Raw genomic sequence first — 22,419 nt, 5'->3', positions numbered from 1 at the left:
CGGCGCCCCGCCCCTTAAAGCGCTTCGCAACGAAAAGGATGATGGCGATGACGAAGATCGACGAGGAAGCTTTGGCCGAGGCCTACAACCGCGCATTGGCGCTGGAAAAGGCCGGCGACATCGACGCGGCGGTAAAAGCCTACGAAGACGTGCTGGCAATCGACCCCGAGGATCACGGCGGCGCAGCAGTCCGCATCGCCTCGATGGGACGCGGCGAAACGCCGCCGAGAGCGCCGGACGCCTATGTCGAAACCCTGTTCGACCAGCATGCCGAAAGCTTCGAGGACATCCTTGTCGAACAGCTCGGCTACGCCGTGCCCGTCATCCTGCGCCAGCGTCTGCAGGAACTGAACCTTGGCCCGTTCAAGCGCATGCTCGATCTCGGCTGCGGCACCGGTCTGACCGGCGGTACGCTGCGCGACATGGTGGACGACATCACCGGTATCGATCTCTCCGAAAACATGGTCGAGATCGCCCATGAGAAGGATCTCTACGAAACGCTCTACGTCGCTGAGGTCGAGGACTTCCTTGACGACAACGACGACGAGCCTTTCGACCTCGTCACCGCAACCGATGTACTGCCCTATCTCGGCGCGCTTGAGCCCCTGTTCTTCGGCGCTGCCGAAAACATGGTGCCGGGTGGCCTGTTCGCTTTCTCGTCCGAAACGCTCCCCGCATCCGACACCACCCCCTACCGGGTCGGCCCCCACCAGCGCTTCGTCCACTCGGAATCCTACATCCGCTCGCGGCTTGAAGAGACCGGCTTTACGGTCGTGGAAATGACCGAAATCAATGTGCGGATGCAGGACGGCAACCCGAGCCCGGGCCATCTGGTGATTGCGAAGTTGAAGGGCTGAGCCCCTAAACTGGACGGTTCGCCGAGTCATATTGACATTACGTATAAGTTGCGCAAAGCTCACCTAATCAACCGATAATAGCATTCGGATTGATTGGGGGGATTGCTATGGATGCCACGTCTTGGACTGGGCTGCTGGATAGCCCCTTCTCAAAACTATCGTTTTTGGGCGGCTTGTTTTCGAGCATTGACTGGATAGCTCTCGTCATCGCCCTGCTTGGCCCGCTTCTCATCTTCGCAGCTCGAAACGAAGTGCGCTTGCGCCGGCTGCGACAGATCCAGGATTTCTACGTCAACTTCAGCAGTGAAAAAGGCAGTGCCTCAAACACCGTAGCTTCGCGACTCGGGACCAATCCATCCTTCGAATTCGTCCGCTCGAAATACACGGCCGATCTGGTTTTTCCGGAGAAGGACAAATTCGATGCTCTCCCGGAAGCGGACAAGCTGCGGCAGTTTATCAGTCTCGCGGCAAAGGGCCGCGTGACATTCGCGTATCGTCTGTTCCTGTCGTCGCTGGGGTTTGTCCTTCTCAGTTATATCGGCTTCCACATCTTCATTTCCGCGATCTGCTGCGGGCTGCAAATCTCCGTTCAGTGCCCTGTGCCCGGTCTCGTCGGCGGTGACACCTCCTCGAAGCTTATCGTGATCGGTTCGCTCGCCTTTATCGGCGCCTACATTTCTTCGGCCCGGACCCTTCTTGCCCGCCTCGCTGTGTTCGATCTTTCGTCGACCACATTCTTGAGAATCACCATCGAAAGCCTGGCATCGGTTCTCTTTGCGGCCATCCTGTTTGCAGCCTTTCCGGACCCGCTCGGCGGCATCGGACGTGTTCTGACTGGCGGGGCAACCTCAAGTGCCGAAACCACGGGCCAATCCTTGCCGCTCACATGGATAGCACTCGCGCCGATGCTCGGGCTGCTCCCGCAGAGCTCGACCAAGTTCCTCTTCGTCAAGCTCCAGCAGATCTTCACCTGGGTCAAGGTGAGCGACGACCGCTTCGTGTCCATCACCCCGATCGTGTCGCTCGATGTGATCAACGGCATCGATTACGAAATCCGCTTCCGGCTTGAAGACTGCGGCATCTACGACATCCAGAACCTTGCCACCTACAACCCCATCCTCCTTCACGTCGAAACGCCGTTCGGGATCTATCAGTGCATCGACTGGGTCGCCCAGGCGCAGCTCTGTCATATCGTCGGCCTCGAGCGATTCCTGGCTTTGCGGGAGTTGAACATCCGGACGATCTTCGACCTCGAACGCGCAATCGACAGCGTCGATTCTCCGGAAGAATTCGACGACATCTACATGAGCATCCTCATGTCGCCGACCAGCAACCTGCGCAGGCTGGCTGACATCGCGAAAATGAATTTCATGATCATGGACGGTACGAATGCCCGCCCGGTCTCGGTGGACGAATACGCCAAGTGGGCCCGGGAGCGGGTCAGCAGCGAGCCGAAACTGATCACGAAAGCCGCCGAACATCTGATGACATGGATTTCGGACGATCTGCACGTCCGCCGCCTGCGTCGGTTGTGGAACGACATTGCTGACAGCCTCGAGCCAGGATCCTCCTACTTCCGGGATTCCAAGCGCAATCCCCAGAACAAAAAGCAGGAAACGTAAGATCCAGCATCGGATACTGTCCAGGCATTGATCTCCCCCCATTCATCATCGGAGCAGCCATATCAACTTCCATCTTCTCATCTCCGTGCCGAACGGCTAAACCAACTTCGCAATGGAGGTGGCGATGGGGCCGCAGCGCTATATTCTCACTCAGGCCTATAACAATGCCTGGGCCAATCACCGGCTGCTCAAAGCCTGTGCCCTGCTGTCGGCTGAAGATATTGGCGCGCCGCGGCAAAGCTTCTTCCCGTCGATCATCCACACGCTCAACCACATTCTCACGGTGGACTGGCTTTACGTCGGTGCGCTCGAAGGACACTGTCCCGGCGCTTCGGCGTTCGAGCCGCAGATACCCTTCCCCGCTATCGCCGATCTCGATCGGGAACAACGGGCCGTCGACCGTCGCCTGATCGATCACTGTCGTCGCATGAGCGAGGCCGACCTCGCCGGGGAAATCCGGATCCCGCGCCAAAACCATGTCCAGGTCGAGCGAGCCGATCGAATTCTGCTGCACCTCTTCCAGCACCAGATCCATCATCGCGGCCAAGTGCATGCGATGCTGTCTTCCACCCCTGTTTCCCCACCGCAGCTCGACGAGTTCTTTCCGTCGGACCCGCAGGAACAGGCATTGCGCGCAAAAGAGTTCGCCGAACTCGGCTTTACCGAATCCATGATCTGGAGTGACTGACCCATGCTGTATTTCGTACTCAAAACCCTGCACCTCATCTCCGACTTCCTGCTGATCGGCGGCATGCTGGTGAACGCCTTCGTCATCTCCATGGTGCCCCCGACAATCCGGGTCGGCGTCATCCAGTCGCTGCGCAAATACGACCGCACCGTCACGACCGCAGCCCTTGCCGGCGCGTGGATCTTCGGCCTTTGGCTGGCGATCGGTTACGTCGGCTTTTCCGGCGGCTGGCTTCACGCCAAGTTCTTGCTGGTGATCCTGCTTTCCGCGCTGCACGGCATGCAGGGGGCGGCCATGCGCAAGATGGCGGCCGATCCGAAACGCGATCCGAACGCCTTCGTGCGTCTCGGCATGCCAATCATCATGATCTGTCTCGTGCTGATCGTGGCACTCGCCGTGATCAAGCCGTTCTGATCAGAAGAAAGACCCTGCTCTGCACGACGGTATCACCGAACCAATTTCCAACGCGCCGCAGCCGGCGGGTGGAGCGTCGTGACAGGTCAGCTAGTTAGGCTTGCGAGCGCTTTGCCCTTCCCGTCGGCCTTGCTTTGTTCTAATCCTCGCATCACAGCAATTCAGGGAGTTCCGGCATGGCGAAAGTGGCATTCATCGGTCTTGGCGTTATGGGTTTCCCCATGGCAGGCCACCTGAAGGAAAAGGGCGGCCATGACGTCACGGTCTATAACCGCACCGCGTCCAAAGCTGCCGAGTGGGCAAAGAAGTTCGGCGGAGGAACCGGTGCAACGCCAGCCGAAGCGGCAAAAGATGCCGATTTTGTCTTCATCTGCGTCGGCAACGACGACGATCTGCGCCAGGTGACCACAGGTGAGAACGGCGTTCTCTCGGACATGAAATCCGGTGCGATCCTGATCGACAACACGACGGCCAGCGCCGAAGTCGCCCGTGAACTGGAGACAGCCGCCATCGAGAAAGGCATCGGCTTTATCGATGCACCGGTTTCCGGCGGCCAGGCGGGTGCCGAAGGCGGCGTGCTGACTGTCATGTGCGGCGGCGATCAGAAAACCTTCGACACGGCAAAGCCTGTGATCGAGGCCTATGCCCGCATGGTCGGCCTGATGGGTCCGGTCGGCAGCGGCCAGCTGACCAAGATGATGAACCAGATCTGCATTGCCGGCGTCGTCCAGGGCCTGGCGGAAGCCGTGCATTTCGGCAAGCAGGCAGGCCTCGACATCGAGACCGTCGTCGGCGTCATCTCCAAGGGAGCTGCCGGATCCTGGCAGATGGAAAACCGCCACAAGACGATGGACCAGGGCAAATACGACTTCGGCTTTGCCGTCGACTGGATGCGCAAAGATCTCGATATCGTCCTCACCGAAGCCCGTCGCAACGGCGCAAACCTGCCAATGACCGCGCTGGTCGACCAGTTCTATGCTGAAGTGCAGGCGATGGGCGGCAAGCGTTGGGACACGTCGTCGCTGCTGGCACGGTTGGAGCGGAAGTAATTTATCGATACGACAGTAGTCGTGGCGACGGCCCGTTGACATTGGCCGTTGCTCTATCCTTAGCTAGAGCAGACTGGTGCAAACCCGGACTCGCGGTTACAGCGGCATTATGCGACGACGGTGAACCTGACGCGTGGTGGACGTCCTTGCGACGCCCCATGGGTAGAGGGTATTTTGGAGGACCAAGGTCAGCCGGATTGGTGAATATTGATGGCGCATGACTTTCAGGACGACATAGACGCAGTCCAGCGTATCGGTGCCGTACCAACGATCCTTGATGTTGTCTGTCGCGCGACCGGGATGGGATATGCGGCAGTGGTTCGCGTCACGGAGGATCGGTGGGTTGCCTGCCAGGTTCTCGACAACATCCATTTCGGCCTCCCGGCCGGAGGCGAACTGCCGGTCGAAACGACGCTCTGCCACGAAGTCCGGCAATCGCGCGACGTTATCGTCATCGACAACGTCGCCGAAGACCCTGTTTACTTCCAGCATCAAACCCCGAAGCTCTACGGATTGAAGAGCTACATTTCCATGCCTATCATCCTGCCGGATGGCCGTTATTTCGGAACCCTGTGCGCCATAGATCCCAAGCCGGCAGCGCTCAACAATCCGCTGGTGATTGGAACATTCAAGCTGTTTGCCGAACTGATTGCCTACCATCTGGAAGCCGACGAGAAGCTCGATCGGGCCAATGCAAGTCTGCTCGATGCGGAAGCGACGGCTCGGTTGCGGGAACAGTTCATCGCAGTCCTCGGCCACGATCTTCGAAATCCCCTTGCGTCGCTCGACGGCGGCATCAACATCCTGCAGCGCGAAGCGCAAAGCGAGCGGTCTACCAGGGTGCTCAACATGATGCGCGGCAGTATCCTGCGCATGTCCGGCCTGATCGATAACGTCATGGATTTCGCCCGCGGAAGGCTTGGTGGCGGTCTGGGTCTACGCAGGGAAGCAGATCGTCCGCTTGGCCCCACACTGATGCAGGTCGTCTCGGAAATCTGCTCTGCCCATCCAGAGCGGCAGATTGACGTCGAGATAGAGCTGCCGGGCCTGTTCGATGTCGACCATGACCGCCTTGCGCAGATGTTCTCCAACCTTCTGGGCAACGCGATCACCCACGGCTCTACAGAACATCCGATCCGCATTCTGGGAACGGTCGAAGGGGACGAACTGAAATTGGAAATCGCCAATGCCGGAACCGCGATCACCGGCAAGGCGATCGAAAAACTGTTCCAGCCCTTCAGCCGCAGCGATGCGGGCACCCATGATCAGGGTCTAGGCCTTGGCCTCTACATCGCGTCGCAGATCGCCAAGGCGCATGGCGGCCATATCGATGTCACCTCTGATGATACCCAGACGGTGTTCACCTTCCGCATGCCGGCAATCGTGCCGGAAAGCTGATCAGGAACCGCGTTCACTGAAGCGAACGCGGTTCCCAGTATCAGGAGCGATCATTCAGCCCGTCGAGCAGCGCCTTGTGGAACCGGTCCGGATCCTGGATCTGCGGGGAATGGCCGAGATCGTCGAACTCCACCAGCTTCGCCCCGGGGATCGATTCCGCCGCCTGCTTGCCGAGCTTGGTATAATCGCCGAGCGATGCGGCGATCGCCTTGCTGGCGCGGTTAGCGCCCGGAGCCGTCTTGTCCGTCGTGCCGATGATGAGCAGGGTCGGCGTTTTCACCTGCCCGAACTCGTGGACAACAGGCTGGGTAAAGACCATGTCGGAGGTCAGCGCCTGGTTCCAGGCCACCTGATCTCCTCCCTCGCCCGCAGACATGCCGGCGCTCATCTCCACCCACTTGTCATAGTCCGGCTTCCACTGGCCGGAATAATAGAACTTCTGCTGGTAGGCCTTGATGCTCTCAAAGCTGGTCTTCTGCTCACCTTCGAAGGCCGCCGAGATCGACTGGTAGGGCACGCCCTTCGCCTTCCAGTCTTCGAGACCGATCGGGTTCACCAGAACCAGCTGCTCGGTAAAGTCCGGATACATCAGCGCAAACCGCGTCGCCAGCATGCCGCCCATCGAATGACCAACCACCGTCGCCTTGTCGATACCGCGCGCGTCGAGCAGCGCCTTGGTGTTTTGCGCCAGTTGCTGGAAGCTGAACTGATAGGCGGCCGGCTTGCTCGACTTGCAGAAACCGATCTGGTCGGGTGCGATCACCCTGTAACCGGCGCCGGTCAGCCGACCGATCGTCGCTTCCCAGGTTGCCGCACAGAAATTCTTGCCGTGCAGAAGCACCACGGTGCGCCCGTTCGGCGTCTCAGGGGCGATATCCATGAAGACCATTTCAAGCGGCTGACTGTCGCCTGCGGCCGCAGCATCCGGCCTCTGCCCCGCCACGCTGAAGACTTCAGTCTTGAACGGATACCCGAAGCCTTCGAGCCTCGGACCATAGGTCGGGTGCTCCGAGGACACGCCTTGCGCCGCACCGAGGCCCGGCAGGGCTAAGGCAGCAGCAACGACAACGATAGAACGTAGGAATGGCGTGGGCATCAGGTCTCCTTGAGGCTCGCGCCCGGCACATGGCATGCACCGGGTCACACGCTCAAGGTAGGTCCGGCCTCATTAAGGGCAATCGAAAATAACAGCCCTGTGAAGCGCCTTGACCATCAGTCGCTGTCGCCGGACTTCTGATTGTCGAGCAACATATAGTCGAGCGGCAGTTCAGTCGTGTACTTGATCTGCTCCATCGCGAAGACGGACGACACGTCACGGATCTCGATCTTGGCGATGAGGCGCTTGTAGAACGCGTCATAGGCAGCAATGTCGGGCACGACCACGCGCAGGAGGTAATCGACGTCGCCGCTCATGCGGTAGAATTCAACCACTTCGGGGAAATCCACCACCACTTCGGAAAACCGCTTTAGCCATTCGATCGAGTGGCTTGCGGTGCGGATGGAGACAAACACCGTGACCTTGGTATTGACCTTGACCGGATCGAGAAGCGCCACGCGACGGCGGATCACGCCGTCCTCTTCCATCTTCTGGATGCGCCGCCAGCACGGAGTCGTCGACAGTCCGACCTTCTTTGCGAGATCTGCAACGGCGAGCGTGGAGTCTTCTTGCAGTATGCGCAGAATCTTGCGGTCCAGGCGGTCCATCAAACGTCCTTTCGAAATGATTTTCCGTTATATACCCCATTATCGCACAGTTAAGCGAAATTTGTTCCCCGCACCAAGCTATCCACATGATGCCGAAGCGCTGGAATAACCTCTGCCTCGAACCACGGATTCTTGCGCAGCCAACCGCTATTGCGCCAGCTCGGATGCGGAATCGGAAGAACGCGCGGGCCCTCATTGGCGAGGAAATACTGCCGCCAGTTCATGACCGTTTCCGTCATGCTCGGCTTGCGCTGCGACCCGAGATGCCATGCACTCGCATACTGCCCGATCACGAGGATCGTATCGATCTGCGGCATCGCCGCCATCACCTGGCTGCGCCAGGCCGGCGCACATTCCTTACGCGGCGGCAGGTCGCTGCCCTTCGCGTCATAGCCCGGAAAACAGAAACCCATCGGCACGATCGCAAGGCGCCGCGCATCGTAGAACTCCTCGCGCGTCACGTCCATCCAGTCCCGCAGGCGGTTGCCCGAGGCATCGTTGAACGGCAGACCGCTCTCGTGAACCCTCAAGCCCGGCGCCTGCCCGGCGATCAGCAACCGGGCGGTGGCAGACAGCACGGCAACCGGCCGCGGCTCGTGCGGCAGCCGGTCCGCTTCGCCCTTCAGCGGATGATCGCGACAGATGCGACACTGCGCGATCGAGGCCGCGAGAGACGCGATGCCAGCCGGATCGCCATTCACCACGAAACCGCAGCCTTCAGCCGGTCGAACAGCTCGCCTACGCGATCGACAAGCGCCGTTGTACCCTCGTCGTCATCCATCGCCCCCTTCGCCGCCCGGTACGCTTTCGGCCGCTCGAAGGGTCCGGCCCAGATCCCCTCGCCTGCACCCTTCGCGGCCGCCTCCTCGCGTCCGTAACCACCGGACGCCACTGCCATGCCCTGGCGCACCATCTCGCCGTTAATGTCGAGATCGCCGCGGCGGCAGGAGACCAGAACACGCCGGTAGCGATCGCGCGCGTCGCCGCGGCACTCGGTCATGGAACTCGCCGCAAGCTTCGACAAGGCTTCGCGAGCCGCATCGCCGCAGGCCCACTCTGCGCCCTTGCCATCGCCACAGGTCTGGCCAGCCTCCGGCGCATCGATATCGACAAGCCGAAGCCGCTCAGCACCGGCTGCCAGAGTGTCGCCATCGATCGCAAAAAACGGACCGTTGATGGCGCTGCCCTGCCCGATATCGAACTTGGCGATGATCAGCGAGCCCAGGAAGATGAACGCCGCCAGGAACACGGCGTCGCGGCCTATTTTAACGGTACGGGTCACATTTAAGCCTTACAACAAAACGGAAGCTTCACGGAAATGGCAAACAAATCCTTTCCCTGCAGCATCTTCTTAAGGTTTGCGGATTAGCCTCTCAAGTACCCGGGGATATCAGTTTACAGGCCCAGTACACAGCCTATGAGTAGCGGCGTCAGCACATCAACCGACAAGAATATCGTCGATCGCACGCGCAGCCACCGCAACAAGGCTGTCTCGAAGGCTGTCCGTGCGACCCGTGATCGGCTGCAGTCGTCGTCCAATGGCAATTTCGCGTTTGATCGCGATATGCTCTCCATCCATATCGGGTCCGGTTTGCAGGCGGCACTGATGACGCCGCTGGTCGTTGCTGTCGTCACCGCCATCGGCTTCAATCTCAATCCGGATATCCACATCTTCGCCTGGGCGCTGCTGATGCTGTGCCTGCACGCGATCAACGTGCTTCTGGCACGCCGTGCGAGCAAGGTGGAGATAACGGCTGCCGACACCAGGAAATGGCGTAGACGCCTTCTTACGGGACATATCCTGCTCGGCTGCGGCTGGGGCGTCTTCGCGCTTCAGGGCTGCTCCACCTGCGCTGGCGACAGCTTCTATTTCTACAAGGGCGCGGTGCTTCTGTTTGCGGTGTCCTACACCGCCATGAGCACGTTCATGCTGCGCCAGAGCGTTCTCTACGGCTTCGTGCCGATGATTGCGGCGCTTCTCAGCATCGCCATCCTGTCGGGTCAGGTCCTCGATATCGGCCTTACCGCCATGTGCGCGACGGCTGTCGTGTTTTTCCATTACGTCGCCGAGCGCCTCTACCGCTCCAACCTGACGCTGATGTCCTATCAGTCGGAAAAGGACGATCTGATCGCCGAGCTCGAAGTGGCAAAGTCCATGTCCGACGAGGCCCGCCGCCGTGCAGAAGAAGCCAATCTGGCAAAATCCCGCTTTCTTGCCTCGATGTCGCACGAGCTTCGCACCCCGCTCAACGCTATCCTCGGCTTCTCGGAAGTGATGAGTTCCGAGGTCCTGGGCCCGCTTGCCAATCCGACCTACCGGGAATATTCCGGCGACATCCACCGCTCTGGCCAGCACCTCCTGAACCTCATCAACGAGATCCTCGACCTGTCGCGCATCGAAGCGGGCCGCTACGATCTGACGGAGGACTCGCTGTCGCTTCTCGAAGTGGCGGAAGATTGCATCGGCATGGTCCAACTGCGGGCCCGGGCGAAAAGCATCACCATTCGCGACCAGTTCGAAAAGCACATGCCGCAGGTCTGGGCCGACGAGAAGTCGATGCGCCAGGTCATGCTCAATCTTCTCTCCAACGCCGTCAAGTTCACGCCCCAGGGTGGCGAAATCACTGTCAAGGTGGGCTGGACCGCCGGCGGCGGCCAGTATGTGGCGATCAAGGATAACGGACCGGGCATTCCGGAAGAGGAAATCCCGATCGTGCTCTCCGCCTTCGGTCAGGGATCGATTGCCATCAAGAACGCCGAACAGGGAACAGGCCTCGGCCTGCCGATCGTCCAGGCGATCCTTGCCAAGCACGACGGCCAGTTCATCCTGCGCTCGAAGCTGCGTGAAGGCACCGAAGCCATCGCCATCCTGCCCTCGACCCGCATCCTCCAGAGCGTCCCCGCCATCGCCGACGCCCCCGCCATCGAGCGCCGCCGCAAGAGCTTCGCTTAACATCACGTTGCGACATCAGTCACGAGCCGGGGCACCAAATGGTCAGTTTCACAACCTCGTCCGGCAAAGTCACAGTCAACAACTGGGGCTATGAGCTACAGGGCACGAACGGCAATCCGCTCGATGCCGGTCTGCTTATCTCCGCGACCCACGATTTCCTCGTCATCGATTCAACACGCGACGGCAGCAATGCGGAGCGGTTTACCGCCGACGAGATCACCCGGATGAAGGACGGCATGGGCGGCCGCTCGGTGGTCGCGTCCTATATCTCGATCGGCGAGGCCGCAGAGTTTCGCGACTACTGGAAGACGACGTGGACATCGGGCGGCGAAGCCAGCGACAAGCTGACGTCGAAAGCCCCCGACTGGCTCGGTCCCGTCAACGCCGACTGGCCGGAATCCCGCAAAGTTCGCTACTGGGACAAGGACTGGCAGGATCTGATCTTCAACGACAAGAAGACCGGTGACTTCGATGCCATCGTCAAGGCAGGCTTCGACGCCGCCTATCTCGACATCGTCGATGCCTACTATTTCTGAGGCGCCGAGGCCTCGGCCAAGGACAGGCAGCCGGGCGATCCGGCCAACACCAAGCAGGCTGCACAGCGCATGGTGGATTTCATCGTCGCGCTGACCGAGCATGCCCGCAAAACCAATCCCGACTTTTTCGTCATTCCGCAAAATGGCGCCTTCATCATGGAGGACCTCGGGTCCGACAGCGCCCGCAAAAAGGCCTATCTCGGCGCAATCGGCGGCATCGCGGTCGAGGACGTCTACTATGGCGGCGATGCGGACGAGAACAACAAGCTCAATCCGGACCGCGAAACGATCGATGTCCTCAAAAAGGACTTTCTGGCGAACGGCAAGCCGGTCTTCGCCGTCGACTATATCAATGGCACAACGCGGATCGACGAATTCAACAAGCTCGCTCTGAAAGACGGGTTCATCCCCTACGCCGCCCCGGACCGCGATCTCGACCGCCTGGCCGCACCCCACGATGGCGACCCGGCCTTCATCCGCCCGACCGACAAGAACGATAGCTTACGCGGCTCGCAGCTTGCCGATACGATCGACGGTCTTGCCGGTAGCGACCGGATCGACGGACGCAACGGCAATGATCGCCTCGATGGCGGCAAGGGCAACGACACCCTGATCGGTGGATCCGGCAACGACAAGCTTTCCGGCGGCGCCGGAAACGACAAACTCTACGGCGGGGCCGGCAAGGACACACTCGCAGGAAGCAGCGGCGCGGATATCTTCGTGTTCGATACGAAGCTCGGAGCGTCAAACATCGACACGATCAGCGCTTTCAGTGCGAAGGACGACACCATCTGGCTGGACGACGACGTGTTCGCCAAGGGGGGCAAGGTCGGCGATCTCCTGTCGAGCGCATTCCACACCGGCACCAAGGCGCATGATGCCAGCGACCGGATCATCTACGACAAGCTGACCGGCAAACTGTTCTACGACGCCGACGGCACCGGCAAGACCGCCGCCGTGCAATTTGCCCAACTCGACAAGAACCTCGGCCTCACCGCCGGCGATTTCGACATCATCGGCTGAGGCATAAGCGCCTTTCGGATCAGATCCAGATCTGCTTCACCACCACATAGAGCGCAAACAGACCGTTGGCGCAGAGAAGGCAGAACACGGCGAAGGATCCGAGATCCTTCGCGTGCCGCCCGACCACCGAAATCTCCGGCGACACCCGGTCGACCAGTTCCTCGATCGCCGTGTTGAGCGCTTCCACGCAAAACAGCACGAGCATCAGGATGATGAAGATGAAATAGTCGCCAAACCCGGCTCCGGCGACCGCGAAGATGACGATCCCGATCAGGAAGGCATAGACCTCCTGCCGGAACGCCGCCTCGCGCCAAAGCCTGGCAAGTCCCTGCATCGAGTACCGGAACGAGGCGATGATCCTGCGAAAGGTCGCCGCCTTCTCGATATGGCTGTCCAGCGGCGTCTTTTCCATCCAGGGACTAGTCCTTGTTGCTGACGCCGGCCTGCTCGAAGGTCGCCATGCCGGTGTGACACGCGGCCGCCGCCTTGACGATCCCGGCTGCAAGTGCTGCACCGGTACCCTCGCCCAGCCGCATGCCGAGCGCCAGAAGCGGCGTCTTGCCAAGCTTCTCGATGGCTTTCAGATGCCCCGGCTCGCCGGAGACATGGCCGATCAGGCAGTGATCGATCGCCGACGGATTGGCCGCCTTCAAGATAGCGGCCGCAGCCGTCACCACATAGCCGTCGAGCAGAACGGGGATCTTTTCCATCCGCGCCGCGAGGATAGCGCCCGCGATCGCTGCCAGCTCACGTCCGCCGAGGCGACGCAGAACTTCCAGCGGGTCCGACAAATGCTCCTTGTGGAACTCCACCGCCTGCTTCACCACGGCCACCTTTCGGGCCAGAAGCTCGCCATGCGAACCGGTGCCGGGACCAACCCAGTCTTCCGCCTCGCCGCCGTAGAGCGCCAGGTTGATCGCGGCCGCAACCGTCGTGTTGCCGATCCCCATTTCACCGATGCACAGAAGATCGGTGCCGCCGGCAATCGCCTCCATGCCGAAGGCCATCGTCGCCGCACAGTCGCGCTCGGAAAGTGCAGCTTCGGTGGCGATGTCGCCGGTAGGATAATCCAGCGCCAGATCGAAGATCTTCAGACCGAGATCATGCGTCACGCAGATCTGGTTGATCGCCGCACCGCCAGCCGCAAAGTTCTCGACCATCTGCTGCGTCACGGACGAGGGAAACGGCGTGATCCCGTGTCTGGTAACACCGTGATTGCCGGCAAAGATCGCCACCAGCGGCCGGGTGACGCTCGGCGCCCTTCCCGACCAGGCCGCCAGCCAATAGGCGATCTCTTCCAGACGTCCCAGCGAACCCGCAGGCTTTGTCAGTTGCGCGTCGCGTTCGCGGGCCGCCACCAATGCCCTTGCATCGGGACCGGGAAGGTTCTGCATCAGGGTGCGGAAATCGTCGAACGGCAGGCCGGTCATGCTCATGGAAAACTCTCTTCGGTACTTTCGGGCGGTATCGTCTTCTGACGCTGGATCGGGTAGGGATTGATCATTCAGCAAATCATACTTTATGCGCCATCTCATAATCGGCTATCAGCGACGCGACAAGGTCAGGTCGAACGGGACAAGGTCAAAAAGGCTGCTGCCGAAAAGGCCATTCTCAAGACAGGCCTCGCAAAGCCAGGAGAGAAAAACTGCTATACGCAAACCACTTCGTTGCAGATCTCGCCCGCTCGGTAGGGTTCCTCAGCCGCCTTCCGGTGCCGGATCGCTTTTTTGCCGGCTATGACGGCACGGTCTCACGTGCCGTGCGCGCCTTTCCGGTCGCCGGATTGCTGATCGCATTTCTTCCCGCTCTCCTTCTCCTGAGCCTCTGCAGCATCCAGTCAACCGCTGGAGATACGCTCCTGCCGGTTCTGATTGCTCTTGCACTGATCACCCTCTTGACCGGCGCGCTGCACGAAGATGGCCTTGCCGATGCCGCCGACGGTCTTGGCGGCGGACGCGATGCGGATCATGCGCTTCTCATCATGAAGGACAGCCGCATCGGCTCCTATGGCGTCGTCGCGCTGATCCTGTCCTTCGGCCTGCGTGCCGCAGCACTGGCTGGCATTGCGCAGCTTTCGCCAGAGGCGGCCGCTCTCGCCCTCCTCTCCAGCGCCGCCGTCAGCCGCGCACTCCTGGTCGCCCACTGGCGCGCCCTGCCCCCTGCCAGAAACAACGGTGTCGCAGCCGGAGCAGGAATGCCCGATGACAACGCCCGCAATCTCGCGCTCGTGATAGGCGCTGCCGCCGGCCTCGTTTTGCTCATACCCGGTTTCGGCCTCCCGCATGCGCTGATCGCGCTTGGCCTGTCTGCCGCCGCCGCCTGGGGTTTCACCCGCTACGTAGCGAAGAAACTGGGCGGGCATACCGGCGATACGATCGGCGCCACACAACAACTCTGCGAGATCGCCCTGTTATCGGCCCTTGCTCTCGGCCTCTGAACCCACGATATGGACGCGATGATTTCGCCTTGCACACTGATATGTTCGATCGACATGAAAACAGGCTTTTGCGTCGGCTGCGGCCGCACTGGCAGCGAGATAGCTGGATGGACCGCTTTCACCGATGACGAGCGCATCGAGCTGATGGGCCTCCTGCCGACACGTCTCGACACCATCGACCCCGGCCGGCTCTTGGAAGTCAGTCGCAAGCGAACCGCAGACGCCGCGATCAGGAAGGAAACAACAACCGCATGAACGGCTTTACCGTTGTCCTCCTCATCCTCGGTGCCGGTCTGGCGCTGCTCGTCTACAACCACGACAGCGGCCGCACATTCGGCATCGCCAACGAGGATTTCGGCAGTCTCGTCTATCTGATTCCGATCGCCGCACTTTTATCCGCCGGCGTCCTGCAGGGCCGCCGCGGCAACCTCGGAACCGTTGCCCGCCAGCTTGCCATCTGGCTGGTCATCATCATGGCGCTGGTCGCGGGCTATCTCTACCGAAACGATTTCAGCAGCTTTGGTGCCCGCATGACGGCAGGGCTGATGCCCGGCACCGCGGTCGTCACCACATCCAGCGACGGCAGCAGCGAAGTGGTCATCCACAAGACGCTCGGAGACCATTTCAAAGCCAATGTCGGCGTCGACGGCAAGGTCCTGCCGATGCTGGTCGATACCGGTGCAAGCAGCATCGTATTGACCTACGAAGATGCACGCCGCATCGGCCTTGATCCTTCGGCGCTGAGCTACTCGGTAACTGTCATGACCGCCAACGGCCGCGCCCAGGCAGCGCCGGTGCGTTTGAGCGAAGTCTCGATCGGCCCGATCGTCCGGCGCGATGTCCGCGCCATGGTGGCGGAAGAAGGCAGGCTCGACGAAAGCCTTCTCGGCATGACCTTCCTCTCCACACTCAGCTCGATGCAGATGCAGTCCGACGAGCTAAGGCTGAAGGATTAGTCACGTCTATTCGGCAGCGACCAAGGAGACCGCCGCAAGAGGCGCCAGCGCGCGGACCGGATCGGCCTTGCTGCGATAATGGCTGGGCGGATCGCCGATCACGCGTTTGAAGGCGCGGCTGAACGAGGCCTCGGCGTCATAGCCCAGCCGCTCGGCCACCATCGCCACGCGCATCCCGTCCTTCAGCCACAGCCGGGCCTGATGCATCCGTACCCTCGACACGTACCGCGCCGGCGTTTCGCCGACGACGCGTGCGAACCGTTCCGCAAAGCCCGAGCGGGAGATGCCCATCAGCCGCGCCAGCTCGACATTGTTCCAGTCGCGCTCGGGCTGCAGATGGATGGCCGCGAGCACCCGGCCGACATCGGGGCTCCGGACGGCCGCGATCCAGCCGCGGGTCTCGCCGCAGCCGTGTTCGACCCAGGTACGGATCATCGTCGCCATCAGTACGTCAGCGAGGCGCGCCAGAATGCCGCCGGCGCCGACACGGTCCATATCCACTTCGCGCGTCATCGCCTCGAGAAGATGCGGAATGGCCGGGTCATCCTTGGCGAGATCACTGGTCAGCATCGTCTCCGGCATCATCTGCAAAAGCGGATGCAGCCGGTCGACGTTGAAGCGCAGGGAGCCGCTGAACACCAGCGTGCCGCCGCTCTCCGCCGTATTGCAGCACTTCAGATCATAGATGCCGGTGCAGACTTCCTTGCGGCCGTAGTGTTCGAACGGCAGGGTCGGCGCATCGGCAGCACTCGCCAGAACATGCGCCTCGCCCCGCGGGATCAGCACCGCGTCGCCGGTTTTTAGTTCCTGCCAGTCGCCTGTTTCGGTCTTGATGATCGCCCGGCCGCATTTGATGAAATGAAACCGCGCGGCGTCCTGCGCCGGAAACGCCGTTCCCCACGGCTCGGCCAGACGGCAGCGACCGTAGTCGACCCCATCAAGGCGAAGCCCCCGCAACATTTCGGTCAGCGGATCGGACGTAGGGTCAGATGTCAGTTTGGACGAATGATCAAGCATATCGGATTATCTAGCATGGATCATCCGGCGAGTGAAGCCTATCCAGGGCGCATCATTCAGTCAGGAGTCTATACCAATGGATATGAGCGTCCAACGAGCCACGTCGCCGCAGGCCGACGACACACCCGCGCGCTGGGGAGCTGTCATATCGTTGACGCTTGGCGTCTTCGGCCTTGTCACCGCGGAATTCCTGCCCGTCAGCCTGCTGACGCCGCTGTCGGCGGATCTCGGCGTCGGCACCGGCGTTGCGGGCCAGTCGATCACGACGACCGCCGTCATTGCAGCCATCGCCGGGCCCGGCGTCATCATCGGCACCCGCAATATCGACCGGCGCTGGACGGTTCTCGCCCTGACCACGCTTCTGATCCTGTCGAGCCTGCTGGCGGCAGTCGCCAACCACATCGTCATGCTGCTGGCCGCCCGTGTCCTGCTCGGCATCGGCCTTGGCGGGTTCTGGGCCATGTCGGCAGCACTGGCCATGCGCCTCGTGCCGCCGGCCCGCATGCCGCGCGCCATGGCCATCATCATGGCCGGCGTCTCGCTCGCCACCGTCTGCGCTGCCCCGCTCGGCGCATGGCTCGGTTCGACGCTCGGCTGGCGCTCGGCCTTTTACCTCTCCGCAGCCGTTGGCGTGGTCGCGCTGGCCGTTCAGGCCTTCACCCTGCCCGCCCTGCCACCGACCGGCCATGCAGGTCTTGGAACGCTCGCGGCCCTGATGCGCCGTCCGGCCATCCGCACCGCACTCTTCACCATCCTCCTCTTCGTCGCAGGCCATTTCGCCGGCTTTACCTATATCCGTCCGTTCCTGGAGCGCGTGCCGAAGCTCGACGTCGAAACGATCTCGCTCATCCTCCTCGGCTACGGCATCGCAGGCTTCGTCGGCAACATCCTCGGCGGCATCGTCTCGGAACGCAGTGCACGTCTGTCGGTGACGATCTTCGGAAGCCTTGTCGCCGTATCGGCCCTGATATTGGCGATCGGCGGCGCATCGCTTGTCGTCTCAGCTGTCGCAATCGCCCTCTGGGGCCTCGCCTTCGGTGCATTCCCGGTCAGCATCCAGAGTTTTGTCGTGCGTCACGCCCCTGACGAAGCCGAAAGCGCCGGCGCGCTCGTCATCCCCGCCTTCCAGATCGCGATCTCCAGCGGTGCCGTCCTCGGCGGCATCCTGATCGAAACACAGGGACCGATTGCGGTGATCTCCTTCCTCGGCATCGCCGCCCTCGCCGGCACCTCGGTCATGGCCGCCCGCGGCGAACGTCGCCGGTTGTCACTGGGCTAGACAGGCCCGAACCACCGCGCAAAAGAAACGCCCGCAACAGCAATGTTGCGGGCGTTTCTGTGAGGGTTTCTTGAGTTCCAGCAGCCAGGTGCGGACCGGCTCCGCCGGTTAGTTCCGCAACCGATACCCGGTCTTGAACATCCAGCCCAACACCGACAGGCAGATCACCAGAAACAGCGCGATCATGCCGACCGAGATCATCGGATTGACGTCGGCGATTTCGTAGAAGCTCCAGCGGAAACCGCTGACCAGATACAGGACCGGATTGAGGTGGCTGACCGCCTGCCAGAAGGGCGGCAGCATGTCGATCGAGTAGAAGCTGCCGCCGAGAAACGTCAGAGGCGGCACGACCAGCATCGGCACGACGTTCAACTGCTCGAAATTCTTCGCCCAGATGCCGATGATGAAGCCGAACAGGCTGAAAGTGATCGCCGTCAGCACCAGGAAGAGGATCATCATGAATGGATGGGCGATACGGATCTCCACGAAGAAGGACGCGGTCGCGAGAATAATCAGGCCGATGATCAGCCCTTTGCTCGCCGCCGCTCCCACATAGCCGAGCAGCACCTCCGTCATCGCCACCGGCGCCGAAAGGATCTCGTAGATCGTGCCTGTAAACTTCGGGAAGTAGATGCCGATCGAGCCGTTGGAAACGCATTGCGTCAGCAATGTCAGCATGATCAGGCCCGGCGTGATGAACGACCCGTAGGACACGCCTTCGATTGTCTGGATACGCGAGCCGATCGCCGTGCCAAACACGATGAAATAGAGCGACGTGGTGATGACCGGCGACAGCACGCTTTGCAGAAGCGTACGGCGCATGCGGGCCATCTCGAAATAGTAGATCGATTTGACGGCTTCGAAATTCATGCCCGTTCTCCTGCTTTTTCAGCCACCAGCGCCACGAAAATGTCCTCAAGCGAGCTCTGCCGGGTGGACAGATCACGGAAATGGATGTTTTCCCGCGCGAGCGTCGCCAGAAGCGAGGCGATACTGTCCTGCGCTTCCTCGCCCTGGTAGTCGTGGATCAGCGTCGTTCCATCATCGGACAGAGTGAGGTTTAAGGGGACAAGGCTTTCCGGCAGCGCGGAAAGCGGTGCTGCAAGCTCCAGCCGCAACTGTTTGCGGCCTAGCTTCGTCATCAGCTTTGCCTTTTCCTCCAGGAGCAGAAGGCTGCCGCCATCGATGACGCCGACGCGGTCGGCGATCTCCTCGGCTTCCTCGATATAGTGGGTGGTGAGAATGATCGTGACGCCGCTTTCGCGGAGCTTTTCCACCACCAGCCACATGTCACGGCGCAGGTTGACGTCGACGCCCGCGGTCGGCTCGTCGAGGAACAGCACTTTCGGCTCATGCGACAGCGCCTTGGCAATCAGCACGCGACGCTTCATGCCGCCGGAAAGCTCGCGCAGCATGCTGTCCTTTTTCGTCCAGAGCGAGAGGTCCTTCAGGATCCGCTCGATCAGCGCCGGATCCGGCTTGCACCCGTAAACGCCGCGCGAAAAGCAGACGGTGTTCCAGACGGTTTCGAACTGGTCCGTGGTGAGTTCCTGCGGCACCAGTCCGATCAGCGAACGGGTCTTGCGAAAGTCCTTCACGACGTCGTAGCCCCCGACTTTGACAGTTCCGGAACTCGGGTTGACGATCCCGCAGATGATCGAGATCAGCGTCGTCTTGCCGGCGCCGTTGGGGCCGAGAAGCGCTAGGATTTCGCCCTCCTCGATATCGAGATCGACGCCCTTCAGCGCCTGAAAACCATTACCGTAGGTCTTGGTCAGCTGGCGGATGGAAACGATAGAAGTCATTGTTACTCGCTGGGAGACTTGAATGGGGAACTGAATTTCTGAATTGGCATCAGATATAGGCTCAACCCATCGTGCAACCATCCCCAGGCAGTCGAATATTGCGTTCGGATTTCGCGACCAATGGTGTCAGGCAAACACGCTCAAGAAGAACTGGATCGAAATTCCCACCAGAAACAACGCAAAACCGAACTCCAGCTGCCGCTTCGACAGCGCGTGCGCCAGCCTTGCGCCATAGGGTGCCATCAACAGCGTCACCGGGATCAGCAAAGCCACCGCCATCCAGTTGATATAGCCGGTGGAAAACGGCGGCAGGCCGGGCTCACCCCATCCGCCCCAGACGTAGCCGATCAGACCCGGCAGCGAAATCAGCACGCCGACGCCGGACGATGTCGCGACGGCCTGATGGATTGAGCGGCCATAGAGGGTCATGAAGGTGTTGTTCATGACACCGCCGCCAATGCCCATCAGGCCCGAGAGAATACCGATCCCCGTGCCAACCAGGAATTTGACCGGGTTCTTGGGCAGATCGTCGCCCAGCTGCCAGCTTGCCCGGTTGAAGATCATGCGAAGCGCCAGAAGCAGCGAGATGACCGCAAAGATGATCCTGAGCTCGGTGCTGGACGACCATGCCGCGACAACGACGGCGATCATCGTGCCGAGCGGCACGGCAATGATCCAGCCCTTCAGGAGATCGATGTCGACAGCGTCGGCGTTTTTCTTTCGATGCGCCATGAACGAGCGGATCGACGTCGGCACGATGATCGCAAGCGAAGTTCCGAGCGCCAGATGCATGCGCACCGCATCGGAAATGCCCAACAGGCCGAACACGTGGAAAAAGATCGGCACCAGGATCGCCCCGCCACCGATCCCGAACAGACCGGCGAGAAGTCCCGCCAGCACACCGGCGGCCAGAAGTGCTGCGATGAAAGGCAAGAGGTCTGCCAGCGGCGGCATGAGAGGCTGCATCGTTCGTCTCCGAAGGCAGCGCTAGAAAATCGGATTCTGCATGCCGCTGTCATTTTCCCGTGACGTTCTGACAGCATGATTGCGCAGAGGCAAGCAATGGGCGCCCGGTTCCAGGTTTCTGGAGTGCCGCAACACCAAGCCGGTCGGCCGTTATCACCAGATCCTTTTCAGCATTTTCTTTCGCTTGCCGCATCACCCCGCCTCAGCCAAAGGCGGGTCTCCTACCGGGAGACAGGCTTCCCCCCGCGAGCCATCTCCATTTCGCCGGCCTCCGGGTGAAAACCCCGAGCCGGCTTTTTTTTGCTGCGTGAGCTTGGGCAACCGTAGCGTGGACGTCAGCTACAGTAGCGCCGACCGCCCTTGCGCGGGCGCAGGTCGAAGTGGAAGTGGTTCCAGTGCTCGGCATTGCTGCCGGGTCCAAGCACCGTGTTGAAATACTTGCAGCTGTCGGTCCGCACGGATTTGAGCAGCGCGCCCTCGCGGAAGGAAAACAGCCCCTTCTTGCGCACGTTGATATCGTGACCGTTCTTCAGCACGATGGCACCGATATCGATCGCATTGCCCTTGGCATGTTCCGACATCGGGTTGTAGCGCTGCCGCGAATTGTTCATGCGGCGGCAGGAATAGCCACCCATCGGCTGGATCTTCTGGATGCCCGAGAGGTAGCGCAGACGTGCCGATGGTGCGAGTTCGCTCTTCACCCACTTGGCGAAGGCAAGCGTCACCTGACAGTTCAGCGTCACCGCCGGCTTGACATCGATGCCGCCGGAAAGACCGGAAAGCTTCACGGGGTAGTCGACGCCGCAGCTCGGACCGTTGGAGATGCGCGGCTGATCCCGGAACTCGACGCCCATCCGGCGCAGTTCCGCCCGGCAGCTCACTTCCGATTGCGGCATGACGTTGCGCAGAAACGGCTTGTCCGGCTCGCTCATCGGACCCGACTGGATCGTTGGATTGTTCGGACGCAGCATCGCCACCTGCTGGCTGCGAACCGGCGCACGGCTCGGCGGCGTCACGGGCGAACGGTCGCCCCAGACCTGGCTACCGCCGGCCAATCCGTCATTCATCATTTCATCGCGCGCGCCCGCGCCGGAACGCTTCGGCGGCACAATGACACGATCATCTTCGACGTTGGAAATCGGCTGGCGTCTCGCACTCAGTGCACGCGGATTGTCCGTGCCGATGCCATCGACCACCGGCTGGTCGCCGACGCCTTCGGCGATATCGCTGTCCTGCTCTTCCGCAAGGCCCGTCACACCGCTCTCGTCCGGATCGAAGCCGAGCTCGCTATCCATGTTGACGCCCTCTTCAGGCGCAGCCGTGGGCATTCCGCCCTGCCCGAGCGGCGAGGAGGATACGGGTGGCGCCAGCGAGGCTGACTGCATCGGTTGCGGCGCGCGCAGATAATGTCCCCCGTCACCGGGAGGGCTGTTCGAGGCGACCGGAGCGTTCATCATGCCAACCGAAGCGGCTGGCGAAGGACCAGCCTGATAACCGGCGTTTGTCTGGTAGGGCGACTGGGCTATCGTGTCGGGCGGCAGCGGCGCGACAGGCTGGATCGCGCCGACGCGCGTCCCGCTATCGATCGACGCAGGCGGAACAAGGTCGCTGGAAGAACAGGCGGCAAGCATGGTGGAGACCATCAGCAGCGCCAAAGCTTTGCGCATAAAAGTCTTCGGGGCCATCCGTTGGGCCTGCTTCTCGAGAAGCGCATA

The 22,419-nt window shown here is 61.2% G+C and carries 24 protein-coding genes; 13 read left to right on the top strand and 11 right to left on the bottom strand.

Annotation, left to right across the window (positions count from 1 at the left end):
• The first annotated feature begins 38 nt into the window (after positions 1-38).
• The 6 genes from IFT59_RS06595 to IFT59_RS06570 all read left to right on the top strand — a co-directional run bounded on the left by IFT59_RS06595 (position 39) and on the right by IFT59_RS06570 (position 6,028).
• On the top strand, positions 39-857 hold the full coding sequence (locus tag IFT59_RS06595) for a class I SAM-dependent DNA methyltransferase (protein ID WP_062580912.1): 819 nt from the start codon (positions 39-41) through the stop codon (positions 855-857).
• Positions 858-964: 107 nt separating this feature from the next.
• A complete protein-coding gene (locus tag IFT59_RS06590) occupies positions 965-2,479 on the top strand; it encodes a hypothetical protein (RefSeq protein ID WP_192086407.1) in 1,515 nt (504 codons plus the stop codon).
• A 124-nt stretch (positions 2,480-2,603) separates the two neighbouring features.
• Complete coding sequence (locus IFT59_RS06585) at positions 2,604-3,167, top strand: DinB family protein (RefSeq protein WP_192086406.1); 564 nt, start codon at positions 2,604-2,606, stop codon at positions 3,165-3,167.
• Between the two features lie 3 nt (positions 3,168-3,170).
• Positions 3,171-3,581 (top strand): CopD family protein, encoded by a 411-nt coding sequence (locus IFT59_RS06580; RefSeq protein WP_192086405.1) that lies wholly within the window; start codon positions 3,171-3,173, stop codon positions 3,579-3,581.
• Positions 3,582-3,757: 176 nt separating this feature from the next.
• Positions 3,758-4,630, top strand: a complete 873-nt coding sequence (locus IFT59_RS06575) for an NAD(P)-dependent oxidoreductase (RefSeq protein WP_192086404.1) — start codon at positions 3,758-3,760, stop codon at positions 4,628-4,630.
• Between the two features lie 210 nt (positions 4,631-4,840).
• Positions 4,841-6,028, top strand: a complete 1,188-nt coding sequence (locus tag IFT59_RS06570) for a GAF domain-containing sensor histidine kinase (RefSeq protein ID WP_174196580.1) — start codon at positions 4,841-4,843, stop codon at positions 6,026-6,028.
• Positions 6,029-6,068: 40 nt separating this feature from the next.
• On the opposite strand, the gene IFT59_RS06565 is transcribed toward IFT59_RS06570, so the two are convergent.
• From IFT59_RS06565 to IFT59_RS06550, 4 genes are all read right to left on the bottom strand, one after another.
• A complete protein-coding gene (locus IFT59_RS06565; protein WP_192086403.1) occupies positions 6,069-7,124 on the bottom strand; it encodes an alpha/beta fold hydrolase in 1,056 nt (351 codons plus the stop codon).
• Positions 7,125-7,240: 116 nt separating this feature from the next.
• Positions 7,241-7,732 (bottom strand): Lrp/AsnC family transcriptional regulator, encoded by a 492-nt coding sequence (locus tag IFT59_RS06560; RefSeq protein WP_062456489.1) that lies wholly within the window; start codon positions 7,730-7,732, stop codon positions 7,241-7,243.
• Positions 7,733-7,782: 50 nt separating this feature from the next.
• Positions 7,783-8,433: a uracil-DNA glycosylase family protein gene (locus IFT59_RS06555; RefSeq protein WP_446737828.1), complete on the bottom strand. Its 651-nt coding sequence runs from the start codon at positions 8,431-8,433 to the stop codon at positions 7,783-7,785.
• The gene (locus tag IFT59_RS06550; protein WP_192086402.1) at positions 8,430-9,014 is read right to left on the bottom strand and encodes a thermonuclease family protein; all 585 of its coding nucleotides are present in this window, start codon (positions 9,012-9,014) and stop codon (positions 8,430-8,432) included. The genes IFT59_RS06555 and IFT59_RS06550 overlap by 4 nt, the downstream gene beginning before the upstream one ends.
• Positions 9,015-9,149: 135 nt before the next feature.
• Between IFT59_RS06550 and IFT59_RS06545 the strand changes: the two genes are divergently transcribed.
• The 3 genes from IFT59_RS06545 (at position 9,150) to IFT59_RS23345 (ending at position 12,244) form a co-directional block, all read left to right on the top strand.
• On the top strand, positions 9,150-10,685 hold the full coding sequence (locus IFT59_RS06545; protein ID WP_192086401.1) for a sensor histidine kinase: 1,536 nt from the start codon (positions 9,150-9,152) through the stop codon (positions 10,683-10,685).
• Positions 10,686-10,723: 38 nt separating this feature from the next.
• Positions 10,724-11,221: an endo alpha-1,4 polygalactosaminidase gene (locus tag IFT59_RS23350; RefSeq protein WP_192086400.1), complete on the top strand. Its 498-nt coding sequence runs from the start codon at positions 10,724-10,726 to the stop codon at positions 11,219-11,221.
• 69 nt (positions 11,222-11,290) lie between these two features.
• Positions 11,291-12,244, top strand: a complete 954-nt coding sequence (locus IFT59_RS23345; RefSeq protein WP_342366075.1) for a hypothetical protein — start codon at positions 11,291-11,293, stop codon at positions 12,242-12,244.
• 19 nt (positions 12,245-12,263) lie between these two features.
• Here IFT59_RS23345 and IFT59_RS06530 read toward each other — a convergent pair whose 3' ends face one another.
• Both IFT59_RS06530 and cobT read right to left on the bottom strand, forming a co-directional pair.
• Positions 12,264-12,656 (bottom strand): diacylglycerol kinase, encoded by a 393-nt coding sequence (locus IFT59_RS06530; RefSeq protein ID WP_174196577.1) that lies wholly within the window; start codon positions 12,654-12,656, stop codon positions 12,264-12,266.
• Between the two features lie 7 nt (positions 12,657-12,663).
• Positions 12,664-13,680 (bottom strand): nicotinate-nucleotide--dimethylbenzimidazole phosphoribosyltransferase, encoded by a 1,017-nt coding sequence (gene cobT, locus IFT59_RS06525; RefSeq protein ID WP_062456473.1) that lies wholly within the window; start codon positions 13,678-13,680, stop codon positions 12,664-12,666.
• A gap of 209 nt (positions 13,681-13,889) precedes the next feature.
• On the opposite strand from cobT, the gene cobS reads away from it, so the two are divergent.
• Genes cobS through IFT59_RS06510 form a run of 3 tightly spaced genes read left to right on the top strand, consistent with a single transcriptional unit; the run spans position 13,890 to position 15,637 of the window.
• Positions 13,890-14,681, top strand: coding sequence for an adenosylcobinamide-GDP ribazoletransferase (gene cobS / locus IFT59_RS06520; protein WP_192087122.1), 792 nt, complete (start codon positions 13,890-13,892; stop codon positions 14,679-14,681).
• A gap of 9 nt (positions 14,682-14,690) precedes the next feature.
• Positions 14,691-14,936 carry a DUF1289 domain-containing protein gene (locus IFT59_RS06515; RefSeq protein WP_446737812.1) on the top strand — a complete coding sequence of 82 codons (246 nt, stop codon included), beginning with the start codon at positions 14,691-14,693 and terminating at the stop codon, positions 14,934-14,936.
• The gene (locus tag IFT59_RS06510; RefSeq protein WP_192086399.1) at positions 14,933-15,637 is read left to right on the top strand and encodes a TIGR02281 family clan AA aspartic protease; all 705 of its coding nucleotides are present in this window, start codon (positions 14,933-14,935) and stop codon (positions 15,635-15,637) included. Before IFT59_RS06515 ends, IFT59_RS06510 begins: the two co-directional genes overlap by 4 nt.
• Positions 15,638-15,643: 6 nt before the next feature.
• Here the strand turns inward: IFT59_RS06510 and IFT59_RS06505 are convergent, their stop codons facing one another.
• Entirely contained in the window at positions 15,644-16,654 is a 1,011-nt protein-coding gene (locus IFT59_RS06505) for an AraC family transcriptional regulator (RefSeq protein WP_192086398.1), read from the bottom strand.
• Positions 16,655-16,730: 76 nt separating this feature from the next.
• Here IFT59_RS06505 and IFT59_RS06500 point away from each other — a divergent pair, with 76 nt between their 5' ends.
• Positions 16,731-17,933 carry an MFS transporter gene (locus tag IFT59_RS06500; protein WP_192086397.1) on the top strand — a complete coding sequence of 401 codons (1,203 nt, stop codon included), beginning with the start codon at positions 16,731-16,733 and terminating at the stop codon, positions 17,931-17,933.
• A 108-nt stretch (positions 17,934-18,041) separates the two neighbouring features.
• Here IFT59_RS06500 and IFT59_RS06495 read toward each other — a convergent pair whose 3' ends face one another.
• The 4 genes from IFT59_RS06495 to IFT59_RS06480 form a co-directional block, all read right to left on the bottom strand.
• Positions 18,042-18,803 carry an ABC transporter permease gene (locus tag IFT59_RS06495; RefSeq protein WP_062456458.1) on the bottom strand — a complete coding sequence of 254 codons (762 nt, stop codon included), beginning with the start codon at positions 18,801-18,803 and terminating at the stop codon, positions 18,042-18,044.
• Positions 18,800-19,738, bottom strand: a complete 939-nt coding sequence (locus IFT59_RS06490; protein ID WP_192086396.1) for an ABC transporter ATP-binding protein — start codon at positions 19,736-19,738, stop codon at positions 18,800-18,802. The genes IFT59_RS06495 and IFT59_RS06490 overlap by 4 nt, the downstream gene beginning before the upstream one ends.
• 126 nt (positions 19,739-19,864) lie before the next feature.
• Positions 19,865-20,692 carry a sulfite exporter TauE/SafE family protein gene (locus tag IFT59_RS06485; RefSeq protein WP_192087120.1) on the bottom strand — a complete coding sequence of 276 codons (828 nt, stop codon included), beginning with the start codon at positions 20,690-20,692 and terminating at the stop codon, positions 19,865-19,867.
• 347 nt (positions 20,693-21,039) lie between these two features.
• Positions 21,040-22,389: an extensin-like domain-containing protein gene (locus IFT59_RS06480; RefSeq protein WP_192086395.1), complete on the bottom strand. Its 1,350-nt coding sequence runs from the start codon at positions 22,387-22,389 to the stop codon at positions 21,040-21,042.
• Positions 22,390-22,419: the final 30 nt, after the last annotated feature.

It is taken from the genome of Rhizobium sp. CFBP 8752 (genome assembly GCF_014842035.1).
Taxonomy (GTDB): Bacteria; Pseudomonadota; Alphaproteobacteria; order Rhizobiales; family Rhizobiaceae; genus Neorhizobium; species Neorhizobium soli.
Note: the sequence above shows the minus strand (reverse complement) of the source record. Positions and strands in the feature narration are given on the sequence as shown.